This window comes from Heliomarina sp., from assembly GCF_052826185.1.
On the sequence record NZ_JBRBUI010000054.1, the window covers coordinates 181,241 to 199,758 of the forward strand.

Sequence of the window (18,518 nt, forward strand, 5' to 3'; positions counted from 1 at the left end):
ACGCGGTGCCTCCGGCGGGAGTATTTTCCGCAAGAGGAAAACAGATGCATTGCAGAAGGAGGGGCTCATGGCCTTGTCATACAAAGCGCGGCGGCGTTGGGCCCTTGTCATCCTGCTGATCGGCCTGCCGCTTTACATTATTCTGGCCGTGACCATCATGAACCTGATCGACCGGCCTTCGATTTTTGTCGAACTGCTTGTCTATGTCGCGCTGGGCGTGGTCTGGGCGCTGCCGTTCAAGTTCGTGTTCAAGGGCGTCGGGCAGGCCGACCCGGATCAGCGCGACTGATCCAGGGATCAGCCGGCGGCGCGCTTGGCCGGGCGGAAGCCGATATCGACCGAGGCGGTGAAACGTCCACCGCCATTTTTGCAGATCTTGCCTTCGCGCAGCAGCAAACCGAAGGAACGGAGTCCGTCTTCGCGGTTGAACTCGATGGAGGGCAACTGGCGGACCTTGTTCATCAGTTGCGGCCGGGAGAATTCCTCGCGCCCTTCGACAAATGAAAGGTAGGCCGCCGCCGCTTCGAGAAGCTGGGGCAGATCCTTGGCGCCCATCTGCTTGGCATAGCTGGCAAAAGCCTCGGACTGGCTGTCGGCAGACGTGTCGAGCAATTCCGTCGTGATCCGGCGGGGGCGGACCGGGAGGCGCGAATTCTCGGTCTGTTCAATATCGATACGCTGTTCCGCGACCAGCTTGAGCGGGGCGGCGCGGTTTTCCCTCGCGGGCCGTTCCGGGCGCTGGGAGCGGTTGTTGTCCCGGCGACGGGGGCGCACCACGCTGGCAAGATCCTGACGGTAGGCGTCATCGCCCTTGTCGTCGTTGATATCGTGCCCGGCAGACCGTTCTGCCTGTGCCGCTGCTACGGCGGCGCGCAGGCGGCTGTAGGTGTTCCGGCTGGTAGAATATTCCGGCGCGTCCATTTTCTCTTCTGCGGCAGCCATCAGGCGGGAGACGTCGTTATCCAATCCTTGCGTGGCCGTTTCTGTCTCTTCCATTTCGACATGATCGCTTTCGTCCGTCGCGGTGGGCTCTTCGCGTGTCTCCGTCTCTTCGGTCTCAGCGATCAGGTCGTCCTGAAGCGCGGCGAGTTCGCGCATAAGGTCGGCTTCGTCCTCGGCCGAGAGATCGCTTTCGGTGCCGGTCATCTGCGTCGCCGGAGAAGAGAGTTCCATATCCGGTTCGTCGTCGCTGTCGTCGTCCTGCGACATGGCTTCGGTCGCTGCATCGCGACCGGCAAGGGCCGCTGCGATTTCCGCACGCTTGAGCTCTACACGACGGGCATTTTCACGCGAGATGGCGGCGTTTTCTTCTTCGTCAGCGGAGGAGAGCGGCGTTTCGTCAACTGTGGCTTCTCCGGAGGTCTCGGCGGCGTCCGGTTCTGCGTCGTCGGATTCCATCTCTTCGACCAGTGCGACTTCTTCTTCGTCGGGCTCGGCGAAATAAGAGCTCAGATCGAGATCGGGTTCCTCGTTCTCGTCTTCCGATACGATTTCAGGTTCCGCGTCTTCTTCTTTGTCAGCCAGAGTTTCCCGGGATTTCTGTTCGGCAAGGGCGGCGAGAATACGGCCATCGTCTGCGGCACTGTCTTCTTCGTAATCCTCGTCATATTCGGTCAGACGACGCTCGGCATCGCCATCGCCGGTGATGGTTTCCTCAGTCTCGCCCTCGGCGTCGATCCGGTCGAAGATGGCGGCAAGTTCCGTATCGGGCGCGTCGCTTGAGGTCGCGACTTCCTCGTAAATCGCATCCTCGCCGGACGCGGATTCGACTTTGTCGGCAGCTGCCTCGGTTTCTGCCTTTTCGGCCTGCTGCTCCGCCTCGTTACGGGATACGACGGCGCGGATGCGTTTCAGCTTGGCTGCGATACTGTCGGGGCCGGTGCTGGCGCTGGCGACACTGGTCGATTCGGGGAAGGTTGCGAACGCGCCTTGTTGTGCCGAAACGGGCGATTTTTGCGTCGGCTGAACCATGCCTTCGGCGGTCTCGTCTGCCTTGGCAACGGGCGCTTCTGGGGACGACGGAACGGGGGCGTTCTGATGCGAAGTGGCGCGGAGAATGACACCGGTGCCCGCCTCGTCGGCACGGGCTTCGATTTGCCGGCTGCGGTCGCGCTGGGCGATCTGGGTCAGCATTTCTGCGTCAAGCTTGGGAGGTTCGGCACCGAAGTAACGGTCATCCGCTGCAAGCGTACGGAAATATTCTGCGATTTCCTTCATCATGTCGAAGGAATCGTCGAATCCTTCGAGCGTGCAGGAAAAAGTCCCGTAAGAAACAGTCAGAATCTTGTTGTTATTAACCATCAGATGCTCGTCCTCTGCATTTGAATGCAATGTCTTATACAATGTCGACAGCGTCAAAAGCGGCCCGAATCTGTGCAAATGAAAGTATCATTTCGTGGCGAGATTGTGATCAGTTAACGAAAATGCCATTTAATTTTCCATGAACGATAAACTTTTTTGCACCGGTGCGCCGGTAACGCTTGTCGGTGGCGGGGCCATCGACCCCGGCGATTTGGAGCTTGCCCTGTCTCGCGCGCCAGCCCTCGTGGCGGCGGATTCGGGGGCGGCCCCGGTGCTTGCTGCTGGCCATGTGCCAGACGCGGTGTTCGGCGATTTCGACTCCATTTCGACGGACGCGCTGTCGCGCATTCCAGAAGATAGGCTGTTTCGGATCGCAGAACAGGATACCACGGATTTTCACAAGGCGCTGAGCCGGATTTCAGCGCCGATGGTGCTGGCGGTCGGGTTTCTGGGTGACCGTGTGGATCATCAGCTAGCGGTGCTTAACGTGCTGGTTCAGTTGACAGAAAAGGCCTGCGTTTTGATAGGGCGGCACGAGGTGATCTTTCATCTTCCCGCGCATTTCGAGGTGCAGCTTGAACCGGGTGACGTGGTGTCGCTGTTCCCGATGGGGGCGGTGAGCGGGCGTTCGACGGGCCTCGAATGGCCGATTGACGGGCTGGCGTTTACGCCGGCCGGGCAGATCGGGACATCCAATCGCGCGCTGGGGCCGGTAACCCTTGAGATGGACGGGCCGGGCATGTTGGGGATTTTGCCGCTTGCTCGCCTTGATGAGGTGATTGTTTCGCTCAGATCTCGGGCGGATGTGGTTTGACGGCGACCTCGACGGCCGAGACCTTTCCGCGCTTTGCCGCTGCGCCACTGCGCGCCATGCGGCCTTCGCGCAGGATGATATAGAGCCCGGCGGCGATGGTGACGCATATGCCAGCGGCGGCGAGATTGTCGGGAAGGTCCTTGAACATCAGCCAGCCAAACAGCGTCGCGATGGGAATTTCGAGGTACTGCATGGGGGCGAGCGTGGCCGACGGGGCAAAGCGCAGGGACCACGTCATCAGCAGGTGCGCACACGTGCCGATCACCCCAATGCTGAGCAAAAGCGACCATTCATATGAGCTTAGCGGGATCAGCGTGACGACCTCGTGCCAGCCAAGCCGGGTGCCGTAGAGTTCGATAGGCAGCAGGATCGCGCAGGCCATCACGCCGCTGACCGCTTGCAGGCCAATGGGGTCCGTTTCCTTGGCGATCTGTCGTGTCACCAGCATGAAGAGGGCAAAGTTCACCGCGACGAGCAGCGGCCAGAGGGCGGGCCAGCCGACTTCGGCAAAGCTGGGCTGGATCACCATCAGCGTGCCGCAAAATCCGACGACGCAGGCCAGCAGCCGGCGCACGCCAACTTCTTCGCCCAGCACATATTTCCCCAGCAAAAGCATGATGAAGGGCATGACAAAGGCGATGGCGACAGCGTCGGCGAGTTCGAGATATTGCAGCGCGGTGAACATGGCGCCGATTCCGATAATATGCATAACCGTCCGCAAAAGCGTAAGGCGCAGCACCCGCCCGGACATCCGCCATATTCGCCCTGTGGCCAGCACAAGCGGGATCAGGACAACCGCCTGAACGGCAAAGCGGATCAGGATCATCTGCCCCAGCGGGACAGACTGGCCGATCAGCTTGGCCAGCGCATCACCCATCGGGGCGAAGACGCAGAAACCGAGCATGAGAAGAATGCCCAATACGGGACGGTCTTGTGACATTTCTCAACCGTATGAGCGTGCCGTGGTTCTGGCAACACAACTCGTGTGTGTTCCGTTACGGCAACGTCAGCAGTTCGGAACGTTTACAGCAAGGCCGCCCAGCGAGGTTTCCTTGTATTTCTCGCTCATATCCGCGCCGGTCTGGCGCATGGTTTCGATACAGGCGTCGAGCGGGACCAGATGTTTTCCGTCACCGCGCAACGCGAGGCTCGCGGCACTGACTGCCTTGATCGCGCCAAGCCCGTTGCGCTCGATACAAGGGACCTGAACCAGACCGCGCACCGGATCGCATGTCATGCCAAGGTGATGCTCAAGCGCGATTTCGGCTGCGTTTTCAATTTGTTCCGGGGTGCCGCCCATCACGGCGCAAAGACCGGCGGCAGCCATGGCCGAGGCCGAGCCGACCTCGGCCTGACAACCGGCTTCGGCCCCCGAGATCGAGGCGTTATACTTGACCAGCCCGCCAATCGCGGCGGCGGTCAGAAGAAAATCCTCCACGTGAGCCGAAGAGGCGCCGGGGACATGGTCGAGGTAATAGCGCAGGGTGGCGGGCATCACACCTGCGGCGCCGTTGGTGGGCGCGGTCACGACTTGGCCCCCGGCGGCGTTTTCCTCGTTCACCGCCATTGCGTAGGCGCTCATCCAGTCGTTGATCGTGTGCGGCGGCGTGAGGTTAAGTCCGCGTTCTGCCTGGAGCGCGTCGTGGATCGCCTTGGCCCGGCGTTTGACCTGAAGCCCGCCGGGCAGGGTGCCGTCGCTGGTAAGGCCCCGTTCGATGCAGTCGTTCATTACCTGCCAGATGCGCGCGGTCCCGCGTGTCAGGTCGCCAGGCGCGCGGCGCGACAGTTCGTTGGCGCGTTTCATCGCGGCGATGGATTTGCCCGACTCGCGGGCCATATCGAGCATCTCGGCTGCGGATTTGAACGGAAACGGAACCGGCGGTCCGTCATCCTTGGCCTTGCCTTCGGCGAGTTCCGCCTCGGTCAGGACGAAACCGCCGCCGACGGAGTAGTAGATTTCGCTGAGGATCACGTCACCCTGCGCATCCGTGGCCATCAGGCTCATCCCATTGGCATGACCGGGCAAGGCGCGGTCATAGTCAAAAATCAGGTCGGTTTTCGGATTGAACTTGAGCGTGCCAAGCCCTTCGGGGGAAATCATTTTGGTTTCGTTGATATCGGCGAGCGCTTTTTCGGCGGCGTCGGCATCGTAGGTTTCCGGCTGGAACCCGGCGAGACCTAGGATGGTCGCCCGGTCGGTGGCGTGACCGACACCCGTAAAGGCAAGCGAGCCATGCAGCGAGCCGCGCACACCGGCCACATCGAAGGGCGCGTCGCGGAGTTTGTCGAGAAAACGGGCGGCGGCGACCATCGGCCCCATCGTATGCGAGGAAGAAGGGCCGATGCCGACCTTGAACATGTCGAAAACTGAGAGAAACATCTAGGTGGCCGATCCTTCGGGCGGAGAGCAATAGGTGGGGGCGGTGAACGGTGTCGGGCCGAGACCTTCGGCCTGCTGAGCGGCTTTCACGGCCTCTCGGGTTTCGAGCGCGGCGAGCAGGGCCGCCAGATGCGGTGTATCCGACAGTGCGAACCAACTGCGATCGTCGTCCTGAGGGTAGAGCACCATCCAGCGGAGCAGGCATGCGATATAATAGCAAAGCACCGAGGGGTGGCTGCCATCCAACCAGACGGGGGTGGTGGCCGCAAGTTCTTCGAGTATCGCAAGGTGGTTTCGGATCCGGCTGCGCTGGGTCAGTTGCAGGGCGGTCTGCATGTCGGGCGCGTCTCCGACATATTGCATCGGGTAGAAAGTGGTGCGCAGGTCAGTATGGAGGGTGTTCGAGACAAAGAACAACCACGCGAGGAACTGTGCGCGTTCGGGTGTGCCGATGGCCGGGGCGCCGCAACCAGTGTTGTCGGCCAGCCAGAGCAGGATCGCGCCGGTCTCAAATATCACCCCGTCCGGCGTTTCCAGCGCAGGGATCAGGCCATGCGGGTTGAGCATGCGATAGGTGGGCGATGACTGTGCCTTTGCCGCGCGGTCCACAAGGATGGTCCGGTGGTCGATTCCGAGTTCGAGCATCGCCAGCCGCACGATCAGCGAGGCATTGTCCGGGGCGTAGTGAAGGCGAAGTTCTGGATCCATATCCGCGCAATATCCTATCGGCAGACCGGGACAAGCAACAGATGCGACATCCTTTGGATAAAACCGGTCACGAGGTGTGCGGTGACAACCTTGTGTCGCAGGTTGCGCGGAATGAAGGCTGTTTCACAAGGATGTCAGCAGAACCAATGAATTGACGCTGGTGCAGGTGAATTCGGCCCTCGCCCCTTGCGTGTAAACCCCCTATAACGCCGCGAAACCATACGGGAGTCGAAGCCATGAGCGGACAGTTGTCCCCGATAGACAAGGCCAAGTTCGTTGCGGCAAAGCGTGCCGCTGATTTTGTCGAAGACGGGATGCGCGTCGGACTTGGCACCGGCAGCACCGCTGCGTGGCTGGTGCGCTGCCTTGGCGAAATGGTCCGTGACGAAGGGCTCAAGATAAAGGCAGTGCCGACATCCACGCGCACCGCGGCGCTGGCCCGCGAAGTCGGGATCGACGTGATCAGCCTTGATGAGGCGAAGTGGCTTGATCTGACAATCGACGGCGCGGACGAATTCGACGGAGAGCTGAACCTGATCAAGGGCGGCGGCGGCGCGCTCTTGCAGGAAAAGATCGTGGCCACGGCCAGCGACCAGATGATCGTGATCGCCGACATCGGCAAAGAGGTCGAAACACTGGGTGCGTTCCCCCTCCCGATCGAGGTTATCCCCTTTGGCTGGCGCACCACGCAATCACTGGTCGAGGAATTGCTGATCTCGATGGATGTGCTGGGCCAGAACTCGACCCTGCGGATGAATGGCGACACGCCTTTCGTCACCGATGAAGGCAATCACATTGTCGATCTGCACCTCAAACGAATTGGTGATGCGCGCCAGCTTGCATTGGTGCTCAACCAAGTGCCGGGTGTGGTTGAAAACGGGCTTTTCATAGATATCTGTGACATAGCTGTCGTCGGCTTCGGCGACGGCCGGGTTGAGTTGCGCGATATCCACAAGGGGACGATAGAGCACGACCGGATGGATTTTGTCGAAACCGACAATCTGTTCACCGATCTGACGGACTGACTGGACTACTGAGGGACTGACACGCTGATGAGCTTTGACTATGACCTGTTTGTAATTGGCGGCGGTTCGGGGGGCGTGCGCGCAGCCCGCGTTGCAGCCGGAGAAGCGAACGCAAAGGTCGCGCTGGCCGAGGAAGACCGTTACGGCGGCACCTGTGTGATCCGGGGCTGCGTGCCTAAGAAGCTGATGGTCTATGCGTCAAGCTATGCCGATATGCCGGAAACCGCCGCGCATTATGGCTGGGAGATCAACAAAGGCGCGTTCAACTGGGAAAGCTTTCGTGGCCACCTGAACACCGAACTCGACCGGCTCGAAGGCGTCTATCGCAAGCTGCTGAAGAATTCGGGTGTGGATTCGTTCGACCAGCGGGCGCGGATCAAAGATGCGCATACGGTCGAACTCGACAACGGCGATACCTACACGGCCAAGCATATTCTTGTCGCCACAGGCGGACGCCCGGTGCGCCCCGAGTTGAAAAATGCCGAGCTGGGCATTGTTTCGGACGATATCTTTCATCTGGAAACCCTGCCGAAATCCATGCTGATCGTCGGCGGCGGCTATATCGCCTGCGAATTCGCCTGCATCCTGCATGGTCTGGGTGTCGAGGTGACACAGTATTACCGCGGCGAACAGATCCTGCGCGGTTTCGACGACGAGGCCCGCGAGCTGATCGCCAATTCCATGAAGGAACGCGGCATCGACCTGCAAGTCGAAACCGATATTTCCGCGCTGGCGCTTGCGGGCGACGACAGCAATGGCCCGGTCCGTGTGACCCGCAAGGACGGCGAGGAGGTCGAGTTCGACATGGTCTTCTTTGCCACCGGTCGGCGTCCGAACACGGATTCGATGGGTCTGGAAGAGGTTGGCGTCAAGCTGGGCCGTTCGAGCGAGATCGAAGTGGACGAATATAGCCAGACGGCGGTGCCGTCTATCTATGCCATCGGTGACGTCACCGACCGCGTCAACCTGACCCCGGTCGCGATCCGCGAAGGCATGGCCTTTGTCGAAACCGTCTTCAAGGGCAATCCGACACCGGTCGATCACGCGCTCATCCCCTCGGCGGTCTTTACCCAGCCCGAGCTGGGTACGGTCGGGCTGACCGAAAGCGAAGCTGCGAAACTTGGCGCGATCGATGTCTACGCGACGTCGTTCCGGCCGATGCAGACGGCTTTCGCGGACAAGCCTGAAAAGGTACTGATGAAGCTGATCGTTTCGCAGGAATCGCGCAAGATCCTGGGTTGTCATATCGTCGCGCCAGACGCGGGTGAGTTGATTCAGATGGCAGGTATTGCCATCAAGATGGGCGCAACCAAAGAAGATTTCGACCGGACCGTGGCGGTGCACCCGACCATGTCCGAAGAGATCGTAACCATGCGGAGCCCGACGCGCTCGGGTTGAACGGCGCGCAGGCGCTTGGACATTCAAGGACTTATGCCGCAAGATGGCGGCCTGGAGGGAAAAACAACATATGGCGGGCAATAGCGGCGGCCCCTGGGGGGGCGGAGGCTCTTCCGGCGGCGGAGGAAACCGGGGCAATAACGAAGGCGGAGATCGCAACAACGGCGGCGGACGCCGTCCCGAAGGTGGCCAGATCCCCGAGATCGAAGACCTTGTCAAAAAGGGTCAGGAACAGCTGCGCGTACTGATGGGCGGTCGCGGTGGCGGCAACGGCCAGAACGGCGGCGGATCGCGTCGCGGCGGTGGTGGCCCGATGCTGACCCGCGGGACCATCGGTCTGGGTATCCTTGGCGCGGTGGTGCTCTGGGGTATGGCGAGCCTTTACACGGTCCGGCCCGAAGAACAGTCGGTCGAACTGTTCCTTGGCAGCTTTTCCGAAATCGGGCAGCCGGGTCTTAACTTTGCACCATGGCCGCTGACCACCTACGAGGTCATCCCGGTCACGCGCGAACAGACCGAGGATATCGGGACAGGCCAGCGCGGCAGCGAAGCCGGGCTGATGCTGACCGGCGACGAAAACGTGGTGGACATCGATTTCCAGGTGGTCTGGAATATCTCCGATCCGGCCAAGTACCTGTTCAACCTGCGTGATCCGCGCCCGACGATCCGGGCGGTATCGGAATCCGCGATGCGTGAAATCATCGCCCAGTCGCAGCTTGCGCCGATCCTCAACCGTGACCGTGGCATCATCGCCGACCAGCTGCTGGACCTGATCCAGTCGACGCTGGACGCCTATGACAGCGGGGTGAACATCATCCGCGTGAACTTTGACCGCGCCGATCCGCCCGAAAGCGTGATCGATGCCTTCCGCGACGTGCAGGCGGCCGAGCAGGAACGCAGCCGGTCGCGTAACATCGCTGACGCCTACGCCAACCAGGTTCTCGCCGAGGCACGTGGTCAGGCCGCGCAGCTTATCGAAGAGGCCGAAGGCTATCGTGCCCGTGTGGTGAACGAAGCTACCGGTGAGGCGAGCCGTTTCAGCGCGGTTCTCGAAGAATACGAAAAGGCCCCCGAAGTGACGCGTAAACGTCTGTATCTTGAAACCATGGAGCAGGTTCTGGGCGATATCGACAAGATCATCCTCGACGAAAACGGCAACGGATCGTCGCAGGGCATCGTGCCTTATCTGCCCCTGAACGAGCTGAACCGTAACCGCTCTACGTCGGGAGGGTCGAACTGATGCGTAAATCAACCATTCTCCTGCCGGTCATTTTCGTACTGGTTGTTGGGCTGCTGTCCTCGGTGTTTATCGTGGACGAGCGTGAAAAGGCGCTGGTGCTGCAATTTGGTCGGGTTGTCTCGGTCAAGGAAGAGCCGGGTCTGGCTTTCAAGATCCCGCTCATTCAGGAAGTCGTGCGGTACGATGACCGTATCCTGTCGCGCGACATCGACCCGCTTGAGATCACGCCGCTGGATGACCGTCGTCTCGTCGTCGATGCTTTTGCGCGGTACCGGATTTCCGATGTGAACCGGTTCCGTCAGGCGGTGGGCGCGGGCGGTATTACCGCTGCCGAAAGCCGGCTCGATTCGATCCTGCGCGCCGAGACCCGAGAAGTGCTGGGTTCGGTCAGTTCGAGCGATATCCTGAGTTCGGACCGGGCGGCGCTTATGCTGCGCATCCGTAACAACGCGATCACCGCGGCGCGGGCGCTGGGCGTCGACATCATTGACGTGCGTCTGAAGTCGACCGATCTCCCGTCGCAGAACCTCGCGGCAACGTTTGACCGGATGCGGGCAGAACGTGAACGCGAAGCGACTGACGAACGCGCCCGAGGTAACGAAGCCGCCCAACGGATCCGGGCGCAGGCCGACCGGACCGTGGTCGAGTTGGTCTCGGAAGCGCAGCGTGAAGCCGAGATCGTACGCGGTGAAGCTGATGCGCTTCGCAACGGCATTTTCGCCGATGCCTTTGGCAGAGACCCGGAATTCTTTGAATTCTACCGCTCTTTGACGGCGTACAGCCGGGCGCTGAAGGGCGAGAATTCGAGCATGGTTCTGTCGCCGGATTCCGAATTCTTCAACTATCTCGGGTCCGCCGAGGGGGCCGGGCGCGGCGCGTTGTCGTCCCAGGAAAGCCGGGTGAGCCGTCGCGAAAGCGACGCCGAGGCCGCCGCGTCGGAGACAGCGACGGATGACGGAACTGCCGAGGAGACTGCTGCGGAAAGCGAGCCGCAGACAGAGGAAGAGTCCGGGCGGCCCGCTGACGCGGCCGGTGTCTCTCCCCAGGATGAAACGAGTACCGTTTCCGAATAAAAGTAACGCGCCGCTTTTGCGGCGCGTTTGCTTTTGGGAGGGCATTGCAAGCGGGCGGATCGTCACCAACGACGGAATAACGATGAAACAGAACAACGAAGTGTTCGTAATTTTCACATAGCGTTGATCCGGCGGAACACCCTTTGCCAGCCCTTTCAAAGGAACTACAATAAGAGCCAAGTCACCTGAGCCGCCGCGAGGCGTGTGTTACAGGAACAGTCGACAAGGAGAGTCCCATTGCAGTCACAGGCAGTTACCCGCGCCGGGATACAAGATCAGAGGGACGAGACCAGATCGCGCCTTCTGTGGTTGAGCGCGTTGGCCTTCGTTTTCCTCTTTGCGCAGGCCATGATGGCATTTGCCAAACCCGAAAGCCTCGCACCACTTGCTGAGAAAATCAGCCCATCGGTTGTGAACATCACCACGTCGACGGTTGTCGAAGGCCGCACCGGGCCGCAGGGGATTGTCCCCGAGGGGTCGCCTTTTGAGGATTTCTTCCGCGATTTCCGTGAGCGCAACAACGAAGGCGATCGCCCGCGTCCGCGCCGTTCTTCGGCGCTTGGATCCGGTTTTGTTATCTCCGCCGACGGTTTCGTGGTGACGAACAACCACGTGATCGACGGGGCGGACGAAATCCTGATCGAATTCTTCTCGGGCGATGAACTGCCCGCCGAGGTGATCGGGACCGATCCGAACACGGATATCGCGCTGCTCAAGGTCACCTCTGAAACGCCGCTGCCCTTTGTCAGCTTTGGCGACAGCGACAGCGCTCGCGTCGGGGACTGGGTCATGGCCATGGGCAACCCGCTTGGTCAGGGCTTTTCGGTGTCGGCCGGGATCGTTTCGGCCAGAAACCGGGCGCTCAGCGGGACTTATGACGATTACATCCAGACCGACGCTGCCATTAACCGCGGCAACTCTGGCGGTCCGCTGTTCAACATGGACGGTGAAGTGATCGGTGTGAACACCGCCATCCTATCGCCCAACGGCGGCTCCATTGGTATCGGGTTTTCCATGGCATCGAACGTGGTGATGCGGGTGGTCGAGCAACTGCAGGAATACGGCGAAACGCGCCGTGGCTGGCTTGGCGTTCGTATTCAGGATGTGACCGAGGATGTCGCCGAGGCGATGGGTCTTGAGACCGCTGCCGGGGCGCTGATAACCGACGTCCCCGATGGACCTGCCAAGAGTGCCGGGCTGCTGTCGGGGGATGTGATCACCGGTTTCGACGGCGTCGATGTTGCTGATACGCGCGCGCTCGTGCGCCAGGTCGGCAATACCACGGTCGGCAAGACCGTCGATGTGGTCGTGAACCGTGAAGGCGAGACCAAGACTCTGGCGGTAACCCTTGGCCGTCGCGAGGATGCTGAACGTGCCGAAGCGCCGAGTGACGAGGGTGAAGCGGCACCGGACGTCGTTGAGAAGGACATTCTGGGTCTGACGCTTGGCGTGCTCACGCCCGAGAAACGCGAGGAGCTGAACATTCCGGATGATGTCGAAGGTCTGGTTGTTTCCGCCGTGGACGAAACCTCGGAAGCCTTTGAGAAAGGTCTGCGTCTCGGTGATGTGATCACCGAAGCGGGGCAGCAGAAGGTCGCCAGCCTTGCCCAGCTTGAAGAACGAATCGACGAGGCTCGGGATGCAGGGCGCAAGTCGCTGCTCTTGCTGGTGCGCCGCGCCGGTGAGCCACGCTTTGTGGCGCTGTCGCTCGAAGAGGGATGATCTGACCCGATCCCTCGGGAGGAAAAAAGCAGGCCATGTGCGTTAAGCACATGGCCTTTTTCTTTTTAAAATAAGGTACTCACACTAAGAAAATGACTTGTTAACCTGTCCGGAGGCTCCGGCGCGACCTGCGCAATAGCTGGCCTACTGGTTAAAAACTGTTAAATTTTAACTTGTTACGAGTTTGTAAAGTTGGCTCTGACCGTCTTGGCGGAACTTGGGGACGGGACGTCGCCAAGACGGACAGAGGCTGTTGAACCGGAACCATGCTGTGTCGAGCATTGGTTCGGGGAGAGCAGATGCTGCATGGCCGGTTCCTTTCTCCGAGGTCTGATACTGGGGTTGGGACTGTGCGACCTCGTAGCAACAATATGCCCAGAGTTGCGCAACACGTATGTGACGCAGTTCACGTTCGAGAGTTAATTTCGCTGAAATTCTTGCGCGGGGCCTATGCCGCTCTCAGAACTGGTCCGGGTCCGCGAGGGCTTGCAGCGCGTTCCGGTCCACGACCGAGAGCTTTCCGCGGGCGGAGGTCACCACCCCCATCCGTTTCCACGAGGACAGGGTCTTGGAAACGGCCTCTCGGGTGGCCCCGACGAATTCCGCCAGTTCCGCCTGGCTGAGCGCAAGCGTGGCCGATCCGGTGTCGGGCCGGTCGGTGAGGTATAAGATCTTGCGGGCCAGCCGGGAGGGCATCGGCAGAAAGACCTGCTCGTTCAGCTGGCGGTCCATCCAGCGCATGCGTTGACCGGCAAGCTGGATGAGGTCGATGGCCAGCTCGGGCTCTTTCCGTATACGTTCAAGCACATCGTCATAGCGGATGCGGCGCAGGATCGATGGTTCCGAAGCGGTCACCGTTGCCGTCCGTTCACCGGGATCGAACAGCGCAATTTCCCCGAACAGGGCACCGTTGCGCAGCACGTTGAGCGCCAGTTTGCGCCCGTCCATCGACAACACGCTGATTTCAAGCGCGCCGCTGACCAGCGCATATAATTCGCGGGCCTCGTCACCCTGTTCGAAAAGTACGTCGCCGGGGGCAAGCCGGATTTCGGTGGCAAGGTCATCGAGCATGTCGATGAGGGCATCGGAGGCTTCGGAAAGAAACCCTGTCTTGGTCAACGTGTTGATGCTCATGCCTGCGCCTTTTGTTTGCGCTCGCAGATTAGCAAAGCAATGCCAAGTCACAAGGATTTTGCCGGGATGAAAGGACGAAGTTCAGCCGGTGTTGTCATTTTCCTCGGCGATCAGGCCCAGGTGCCGCGCTGTGGCAAGGGAAAGCGTCCCGGAATCAAGTCCCTGCGGCGCCTGATAACGGCGGATCGCGTCTCGGGTGCGCTGGTCCATCTGGCCGTTGACGGGGCCGTGGAAAAGGTTGCGCGCGTTCAGGGCGCGCTGAACCGAAGAGATGAACTCGGTGCTCATCTGATCGGGGCAGGGGGTCTCGAACCAGTCTTCGCGGCGCTGCTTCACGATTTCCTGCAGGGTTTCAGTCCGGTAGGTGGCGGGGCTGAGCACGGTGCCATCGGCGGTGAGCTTGGCAGGCTGGTCCAGGACCTGGTGGGTGACGGTTTCGATAACCGCCGGTGAGACCAGCTTGCCCCAGCAACTGTCCGGCGGGGCGCCCGGCGGCGCGGTCTGGCTTTGCCGTGCGACAAAGCCGGGGTCAGCGCCCTGATTGGCCCCGTCGCAGGCCGCCAGCACCAGCAGAGCCAGCGGGGCAAGAAGAGTTAGGTAAGAGGTCATGCTCTGGCTTCTCTGGGGCCTCTGTCGGGCGTTCGCGACAGGTTAGCGCAAATCGAGGCCTTCGCAAAGCGGTGCTCAGCGTTCGAGCAGCATGTCGAGCATCGAGGATATATCCTCGATTTCCTCGGCGATGACATGCACGACCTCATGGGCGCGCTGAATCCGTCCGGTGACGCGCAGCATCCGGCCCGCGATGACCGCGCGGCGAAATTTCTCGTACATCTTGCGCCAGACGATCACGTTCACCACGCCGGTCTCATCTTCGAGCGTCAGGAAGATCACGCCCTTGGCGGTGCCGGGGCGCTGGCGCAGGATCACCAGCCCGGCCACGGCGATCCGCGCATTCTGGGGCGGTTCGTGCAGGCGGTCTGCCGTAAGGCACGAGGGCGGGCGCGGCCATTGGTATGGCGACGTGACGGGGGTGAGAAAGCCGGGGGCGGGGGAATAGACACGCATGAGAACAAAAATAGAACATGCGTCGGTTTTGTCCAGATACAGCGCGAGTTTCCCATGAAATTTGGGGTGGCGCGGCCCATATCGCTTGGCTAGACAGTCATGAAAGAGCATATCAAGGAGCCAAGCGCATGGCGAAGATTACCTATATCGAGCACAACGGCAAAGAGCATGTGGTTGACGTGGCTAACGGCCTCACCGTCATGGAAGGTGCACGCGACAATAACATCCCCGGTATCGAGGCCGATTGCGGCGGTGCCTGCGCCTGTTCGACCTGCCACGTCTATGTCGATCCGGCCTGGGTGGAAAAGCTGCCGGCCAAGGAAGACATGGAAGAAGACATGCTCGACTTTGCTTATGAACCCGATCCCGCGCGCTCGCGCCTGACCTGCCAGCTTCGCGTCAGCGACGCGCTGGACGGCCTTGTCGTGCAGATGCCCGAAAAACAGATCTGACAGGCCTCAACCTGCGGTCCGCAAAGAAAAAGCCCCGGCGCAGGATCACTGCACCGGGGCTTTCTCTATGTATCGTTTCGCAATTACCGTTTGCGGTCGCGGCGCGAGCTCATCGGCTGGAACGCCACGCCTACATGCGCCTCGCAATAGGGTTTGCCGGATTGCACAGGCAGGCCGCAGAACCAGAAATCGGGAGTCGCCGGGTCGCCGACGGGCCACTTGCAGGTCCGCTCGGTCAGTTCCATCAGGCTGATCTTCTTCGATTTCTTTTCGATCTCGTTCACCTTCGCAAGCGCTTCGGGGCTGATCTCATTGGCCGAGGGCTGCGGTGGCAGCGGCTGGCCCGCCGGGATGATCTGGCGGCGTGCCGGCATCGACGATTTCGTCTCGGGCGCGGCAGTCACGGGGCGCGCGGCTTCGGTCTTGGGGGCCGGCTTTGCGGCCTTTGTTTCGGCAGGCTTGGGCGCTGCGGGTTTTGCGGCCTTGGGCGGCTCGGGCTTGACCGGCGCGGCACCTGCGGTGCGGTTCGACAGGCCAAGCCGATGAACTTTGCCGATTACGGCATTGCGGGTCACGCCGCCCAGTTCCTTGGCGATCTGGCTGGCCGACTGGCCGTCGCTCCACATCTTCTTGAGCATTTCCACGCGTTCGTCAGTCCAGGACATGCGTTGCCTTTCCAGCTAAAAAGCGGCCGCAAAGGCCGCCTTCGAATTCTTGACAGGGCTCTATTTTAATCACTGTAGCGCGAGTTACAAGGCGTCTTACCCCATGTGTCGCACCCGGGGCACAGGCCCGTGAGAGAATTTACTTTCCTTTGCGTCGCCCAATGAGTATGCAGCGCGTCATGAGCATGAACGCGCCTTTTTCGATCCTTCGACGCCGACGTTGATCCCGGCGGCTTTTGGCCGTTTGCTCACCTGCGCCCAATGGGGTGTGACTTCACTCAACACATTGACGTTCCTGCCTGTCATGGGGCAACCATGAAGGCTCAACTCTCAAGAGGATGATCCAGATGATCCCGTCCGTTCTGCCGACCTATTCCCGTGCGCCGCTTTCCTTTGTCAAAGGCGAAGGCTCCTGGCTGATCGAGGCGGATGGCCGACGCTTTCTCGACCTTGGCGCGGGCATCGCGGTGAACGCTCTGGGTCATGCGAACCCGGCGCTGGTCAAGGCGCTGAGCGATCAGGCGCAAAGCCTTTGGCATACCTCGAACCTCTACCAGATTCCGAATCAACAGGCGCTGGCTGACAAGCTGGTCGAACATACCTTTGCCGATACAGTGTTCTTTACCAATTCGGGAACAGAATCCTGCGAACTGGCCGTCAAGATGGCGCGCAAGTACTGGTACGAAAAAGGCGCGCCGGACAAGACTGATATCATAACCTTTGAGGGGTCTTTCCACGGCCGCTCCTCGGCCGGTATCGCGGCGGCCGGGTCCGAAAAGATGACCAAGGGGTTTGGCCCGCTGCTGCCGGGATTCATCCATCTGCCCTGGGGCGATATGGACGCGTCGAAAGCGGCGATCACCGATACGGTCGGCGCGATCCTCGTTGAACCGGTGCAGGGCGAGGGCGGTATCCGCCCGATGGCCGACAGCGACCTAAAGGCGCTGCGCGCGCTTTGCGACGACCACGACCTGCTGCTGATCCTCGACGAAGTGCAATGCGGCATGGGCCGGACCGGACGTCTGTTTGCCCATGAATGGGCGGGCATTACCCCGGATATCATGATGGTGGCCAAGGGCATCGGCGGCGGCTTTCCCCTTGGCGCGGTGCTGGCCACGGAAAAGGCGGCAAGCGGCATGAGCGCAGGCTCGCACGGGTCGACCTACGGCGGTAACCCGCTGGGATGCGCGGTCGGAGCGGCAGTCATGGATGAAATGACGGCCGAAGGCTTTCTGGACGAGGTAAACCGCAAGGCAGGCCTGATGCGCCAGAAGCTCGAGGGGCTGGTCGATGCGCATCCGGAGGTTTTTGAGGAGGTGCGCGGCGCAGGGCTCATGCTCGGGCTGAAATGCAAGGCTGTGAACGCCGACGTGGTCAAGGCCGGGTATGACAACCTGCTGCTGACCGTGCCCGCGGCGGACAATGTCATCCGCCTTCTGCCGCCGCTGACAATCTCGGACGAAGAGATCGGCGAGGCCATCACCCGTCTGGACGCGGCGGCCAAAGCCGTTGAGAACGCCTGAATTTTCCCGATGATCCCCTGGCCTGCCGATGCGGGCCGGGGATCGCGACGCAAGAAAAAGAAGAAGACCGATATGAACCATTTTCTCGATATCCATAAGACCGACCCCGACGCGCTGCGGCTGATCATCGATCAGGGCGTTGCGATGAAACAGGCGCGGGCGGACCGCCCCAAAGGCACGCCGGATGACGAACAGCCGCTGGCGGGCCGTATGGTCGCGCTGATATTCGAAAAACCATCGACCCGAACCCGCGTGTCCTTTGACGTTGGCGTGCGCCAGATGGGCGGCGAAACGATGGTGCTGTCGGGCAGCGACATGCAGCTTGGCCATGGTGAAACCATCGCCGATACCGCGCGCGTGCTGTCGCGCTATGTCGATATGATCATGATCCGGACCTTCGATGAATCCGTCCTGACCGAGATGGCGGAATATGCCGATGTGCCGGTCATCAACGGTCTGACCGATCGCACACATCCCTGCCAGATCATGGCAGATGTCATGACCTTTGAAGAGCACCGCGGCCCCATCAAGGGCAAGAAGGTCGTCTGGACCGGCGATGGCAATAACGTCTGCGCCTCTTTCCTGCATGCGGCAGGTCAGTTCGGATTCAATATGACCTTTGCCGGGCCGCCGCAGCTCGATCCCGAGGCGGAATTCGTAGGCTTCGCCCGTGATCGCGGCAGCAAGATCGCGATCGAACGCGACGCGGCCAAGGCTGTCGATGGTGCCGATCTGATCGTGGCCGACACCTGGGTTTCTATGCACGATGCGCAGTCGGCCCGCGAAAGACGCCACAACCTGCTGCGTCCTTACCAGGTGAACGACGCGCTGATGGCCAAGGCGAAACCGGATGCGCTGTTCATGCACTGCCTGCCCGCGCACCGCGAAGAGGAAGTGACGAGTTCCGTCATGGACGGCCCCCATTCGGTGATCTTTGACGAGGCGGAGAACCGGCTGCACGCGCAGAAGGCGATCATGCGCTGGTGTCTGGGCGTTTGACTGGCGCTGCCAAAAGGTG

At 60.9% G+C, this 18,518-nt stretch carries 18 protein-coding genes; 10 read left to right on the forward strand and 8 right to left on the reverse strand.

Annotation, left to right across the window (positions count from 1 at the left end; genetic code table 11):
• Positions 1-67: 67 nt before the first annotated feature.
• Positions 68-289 (forward strand): DUF2842 domain-containing protein, encoded by a 222-nt coding sequence (locus ACU0FH_RS19100; RefSeq protein WP_088633792.1) that lies wholly within the window; start codon positions 68-70, stop codon positions 287-289.
• An 8-nt stretch (positions 290-297) separates the two neighbouring features.
• Here the strand turns inward: ACU0FH_RS19100 and ACU0FH_RS19105 are convergent, their stop codons facing one another.
• Positions 298-2,301, reverse strand: a complete 2,004-nt coding sequence (locus ACU0FH_RS19105; RefSeq protein ID WP_446196335.1) for a hypothetical protein — start codon at positions 2,299-2,301, stop codon at positions 298-300.
• Positions 2,302-2,440: 139 nt separating this feature from the next.
• Here ACU0FH_RS19105 and ACU0FH_RS19110 point away from each other — a divergent pair, with 139 nt between their 5' ends.
• Entirely contained in the window at positions 2,441-3,115 is a 675-nt protein-coding gene (locus tag ACU0FH_RS19110; protein WP_446196336.1) for a thiamine diphosphokinase, read from the forward strand.
• On the opposite strand, the gene ACU0FH_RS19115 is transcribed toward ACU0FH_RS19110, so the two are convergent.
• From ACU0FH_RS19115 to ACU0FH_RS19125, 3 genes are all read right to left on the reverse strand, one after another.
• Entirely contained in the window at positions 3,090-4,055 is a 966-nt protein-coding gene (locus tag ACU0FH_RS19115; RefSeq protein WP_446196337.1) for a DMT family transporter, read from the reverse strand. The genes ACU0FH_RS19110 and ACU0FH_RS19115 overlap by 26 nt on opposite strands.
• A 66-nt stretch (positions 4,056-4,121) precedes the next feature.
• Positions 4,122-5,495, reverse strand: a complete 1,374-nt coding sequence (locus ACU0FH_RS19120; RefSeq protein ID WP_446196338.1) for an L-serine ammonia-lyase — start codon at positions 5,493-5,495, stop codon at positions 4,122-4,124.
• On the reverse strand, positions 5,496-6,203 hold the full coding sequence (locus ACU0FH_RS19125; protein ID WP_446196339.1) for a glutathione S-transferase family protein: 708 nt from the start codon (positions 6,201-6,203) through the stop codon (positions 5,496-5,498). It abuts the gene before it with no gap.
• Between the two features lie 236 nt (positions 6,204-6,439).
• Between ACU0FH_RS19125 and rpiA the strand changes: the two genes are divergently transcribed.
• From rpiA to ACU0FH_RS19150, 5 genes are all read left to right on the forward strand, one after another.
• The gene (gene rpiA / locus ACU0FH_RS19130; protein ID WP_088633786.1) at positions 6,440-7,228 is read left to right on the forward strand and encodes a ribose-5-phosphate isomerase RpiA; all 789 of its coding nucleotides are present in this window, start codon (positions 6,440-6,442) and stop codon (positions 7,226-7,228) included.
• Between the two features lie 24 nt (positions 7,229-7,252).
• Positions 7,253-8,626: a glutathione-disulfide reductase gene (gene gor, locus ACU0FH_RS19135; RefSeq protein ID WP_446196986.1), complete on the forward strand. Its 1,374-nt coding sequence runs from the start codon at positions 7,253-7,255 to the stop codon at positions 8,624-8,626.
• Between the two features lie 70 nt (positions 8,627-8,696).
• A complete protein-coding gene (hflK, locus tag ACU0FH_RS19140; protein WP_446196340.1) occupies positions 8,697-9,866 on the forward strand; it encodes an FtsH protease activity modulator HflK in 1,170 nt (389 codons plus the stop codon).
• On the forward strand, positions 9,866-10,939 hold the full coding sequence (gene hflC, locus ACU0FH_RS19145; RefSeq protein WP_446196341.1) for a protease modulator HflC: 1,074 nt from the start codon (positions 9,866-9,868) through the stop codon (positions 10,937-10,939). Before hflK ends, hflC begins: the two co-directional genes overlap by 1 nt.
• A 237-nt stretch (positions 10,940-11,176) precedes the next feature.
• On the forward strand, positions 11,177-12,661 hold the full coding sequence (locus ACU0FH_RS19150; RefSeq protein ID WP_446196342.1) for a DegQ family serine endoprotease: 1,485 nt from the start codon (positions 11,177-11,179) through the stop codon (positions 12,659-12,661).
• Between the two features lie 459 nt (positions 12,662-13,120).
• On the opposite strand, the gene ACU0FH_RS19155 is transcribed toward ACU0FH_RS19150, so the two are convergent.
• From ACU0FH_RS19155 to ACU0FH_RS19165, 3 genes are all read right to left on the reverse strand, one after another.
• Positions 13,121-13,795, reverse strand: a complete 675-nt coding sequence (locus ACU0FH_RS19155; RefSeq protein WP_446196343.1) for a Crp/Fnr family transcriptional regulator — start codon at positions 13,793-13,795, stop codon at positions 13,121-13,123.
• 81 nt (positions 13,796-13,876) lie between these two features.
• Positions 13,877-14,404 carry a peptidoglycan-binding domain-containing protein gene (locus tag ACU0FH_RS19160; RefSeq protein ID WP_446196344.1) on the reverse strand — a complete coding sequence of 176 codons (528 nt, stop codon included), beginning with the start codon at positions 14,402-14,404 and terminating at the stop codon, positions 13,877-13,879.
• A 75-nt stretch (positions 14,405-14,479) separates the two neighbouring features.
• Positions 14,480-14,860, reverse strand: a complete 381-nt coding sequence (locus tag ACU0FH_RS19165) for an OB-fold nucleic acid binding domain-containing protein (protein ID WP_088633780.1) — start codon at positions 14,858-14,860, stop codon at positions 14,480-14,482.
• 128 nt (positions 14,861-14,988) lie between these two features.
• On the opposite strand from ACU0FH_RS19165, the gene ACU0FH_RS19170 reads away from it, so the two are divergent.
• Positions 14,989-15,312 carry a 2Fe-2S iron-sulfur cluster-binding protein gene (locus tag ACU0FH_RS19170; RefSeq protein WP_238369782.1) on the forward strand — a complete coding sequence of 108 codons (324 nt, stop codon included), beginning with the start codon at positions 14,989-14,991 and terminating at the stop codon, positions 15,310-15,312.
• Between the two features lie 83 nt (positions 15,313-15,395).
• On the opposite strand, the gene ACU0FH_RS19175 is transcribed toward ACU0FH_RS19170, so the two are convergent.
• Entirely contained in the window at positions 15,396-15,977 is a 582-nt protein-coding gene (locus ACU0FH_RS19175; RefSeq protein ID WP_088633778.1) for a GcrA family cell cycle regulator, read from the reverse strand.
• 347 nt (positions 15,978-16,324) lie between these two features.
• Between ACU0FH_RS19175 and ACU0FH_RS19180 the strand changes: the two genes are divergently transcribed.
• Together ACU0FH_RS19180 and argF are read left to right on the forward strand one after the other, a co-directional pair.
• Positions 16,325-17,500 carry an acetylornithine transaminase gene (locus ACU0FH_RS19180; protein ID WP_446196345.1) on the forward strand — a complete coding sequence of 392 codons (1,176 nt, stop codon included), beginning with the start codon at positions 16,325-16,327 and terminating at the stop codon, positions 17,498-17,500.
• A 72-nt stretch (positions 17,501-17,572) separates the two neighbouring features.
• The gene (gene argF, locus ACU0FH_RS19185; RefSeq protein WP_446196346.1) at positions 17,573-18,499 is read left to right on the forward strand and encodes an ornithine carbamoyltransferase; all 927 of its coding nucleotides are present in this window, start codon (positions 17,573-17,575) and stop codon (positions 18,497-18,499) included.
• Positions 18,500-18,518 lie beyond the last annotated feature (19 nt).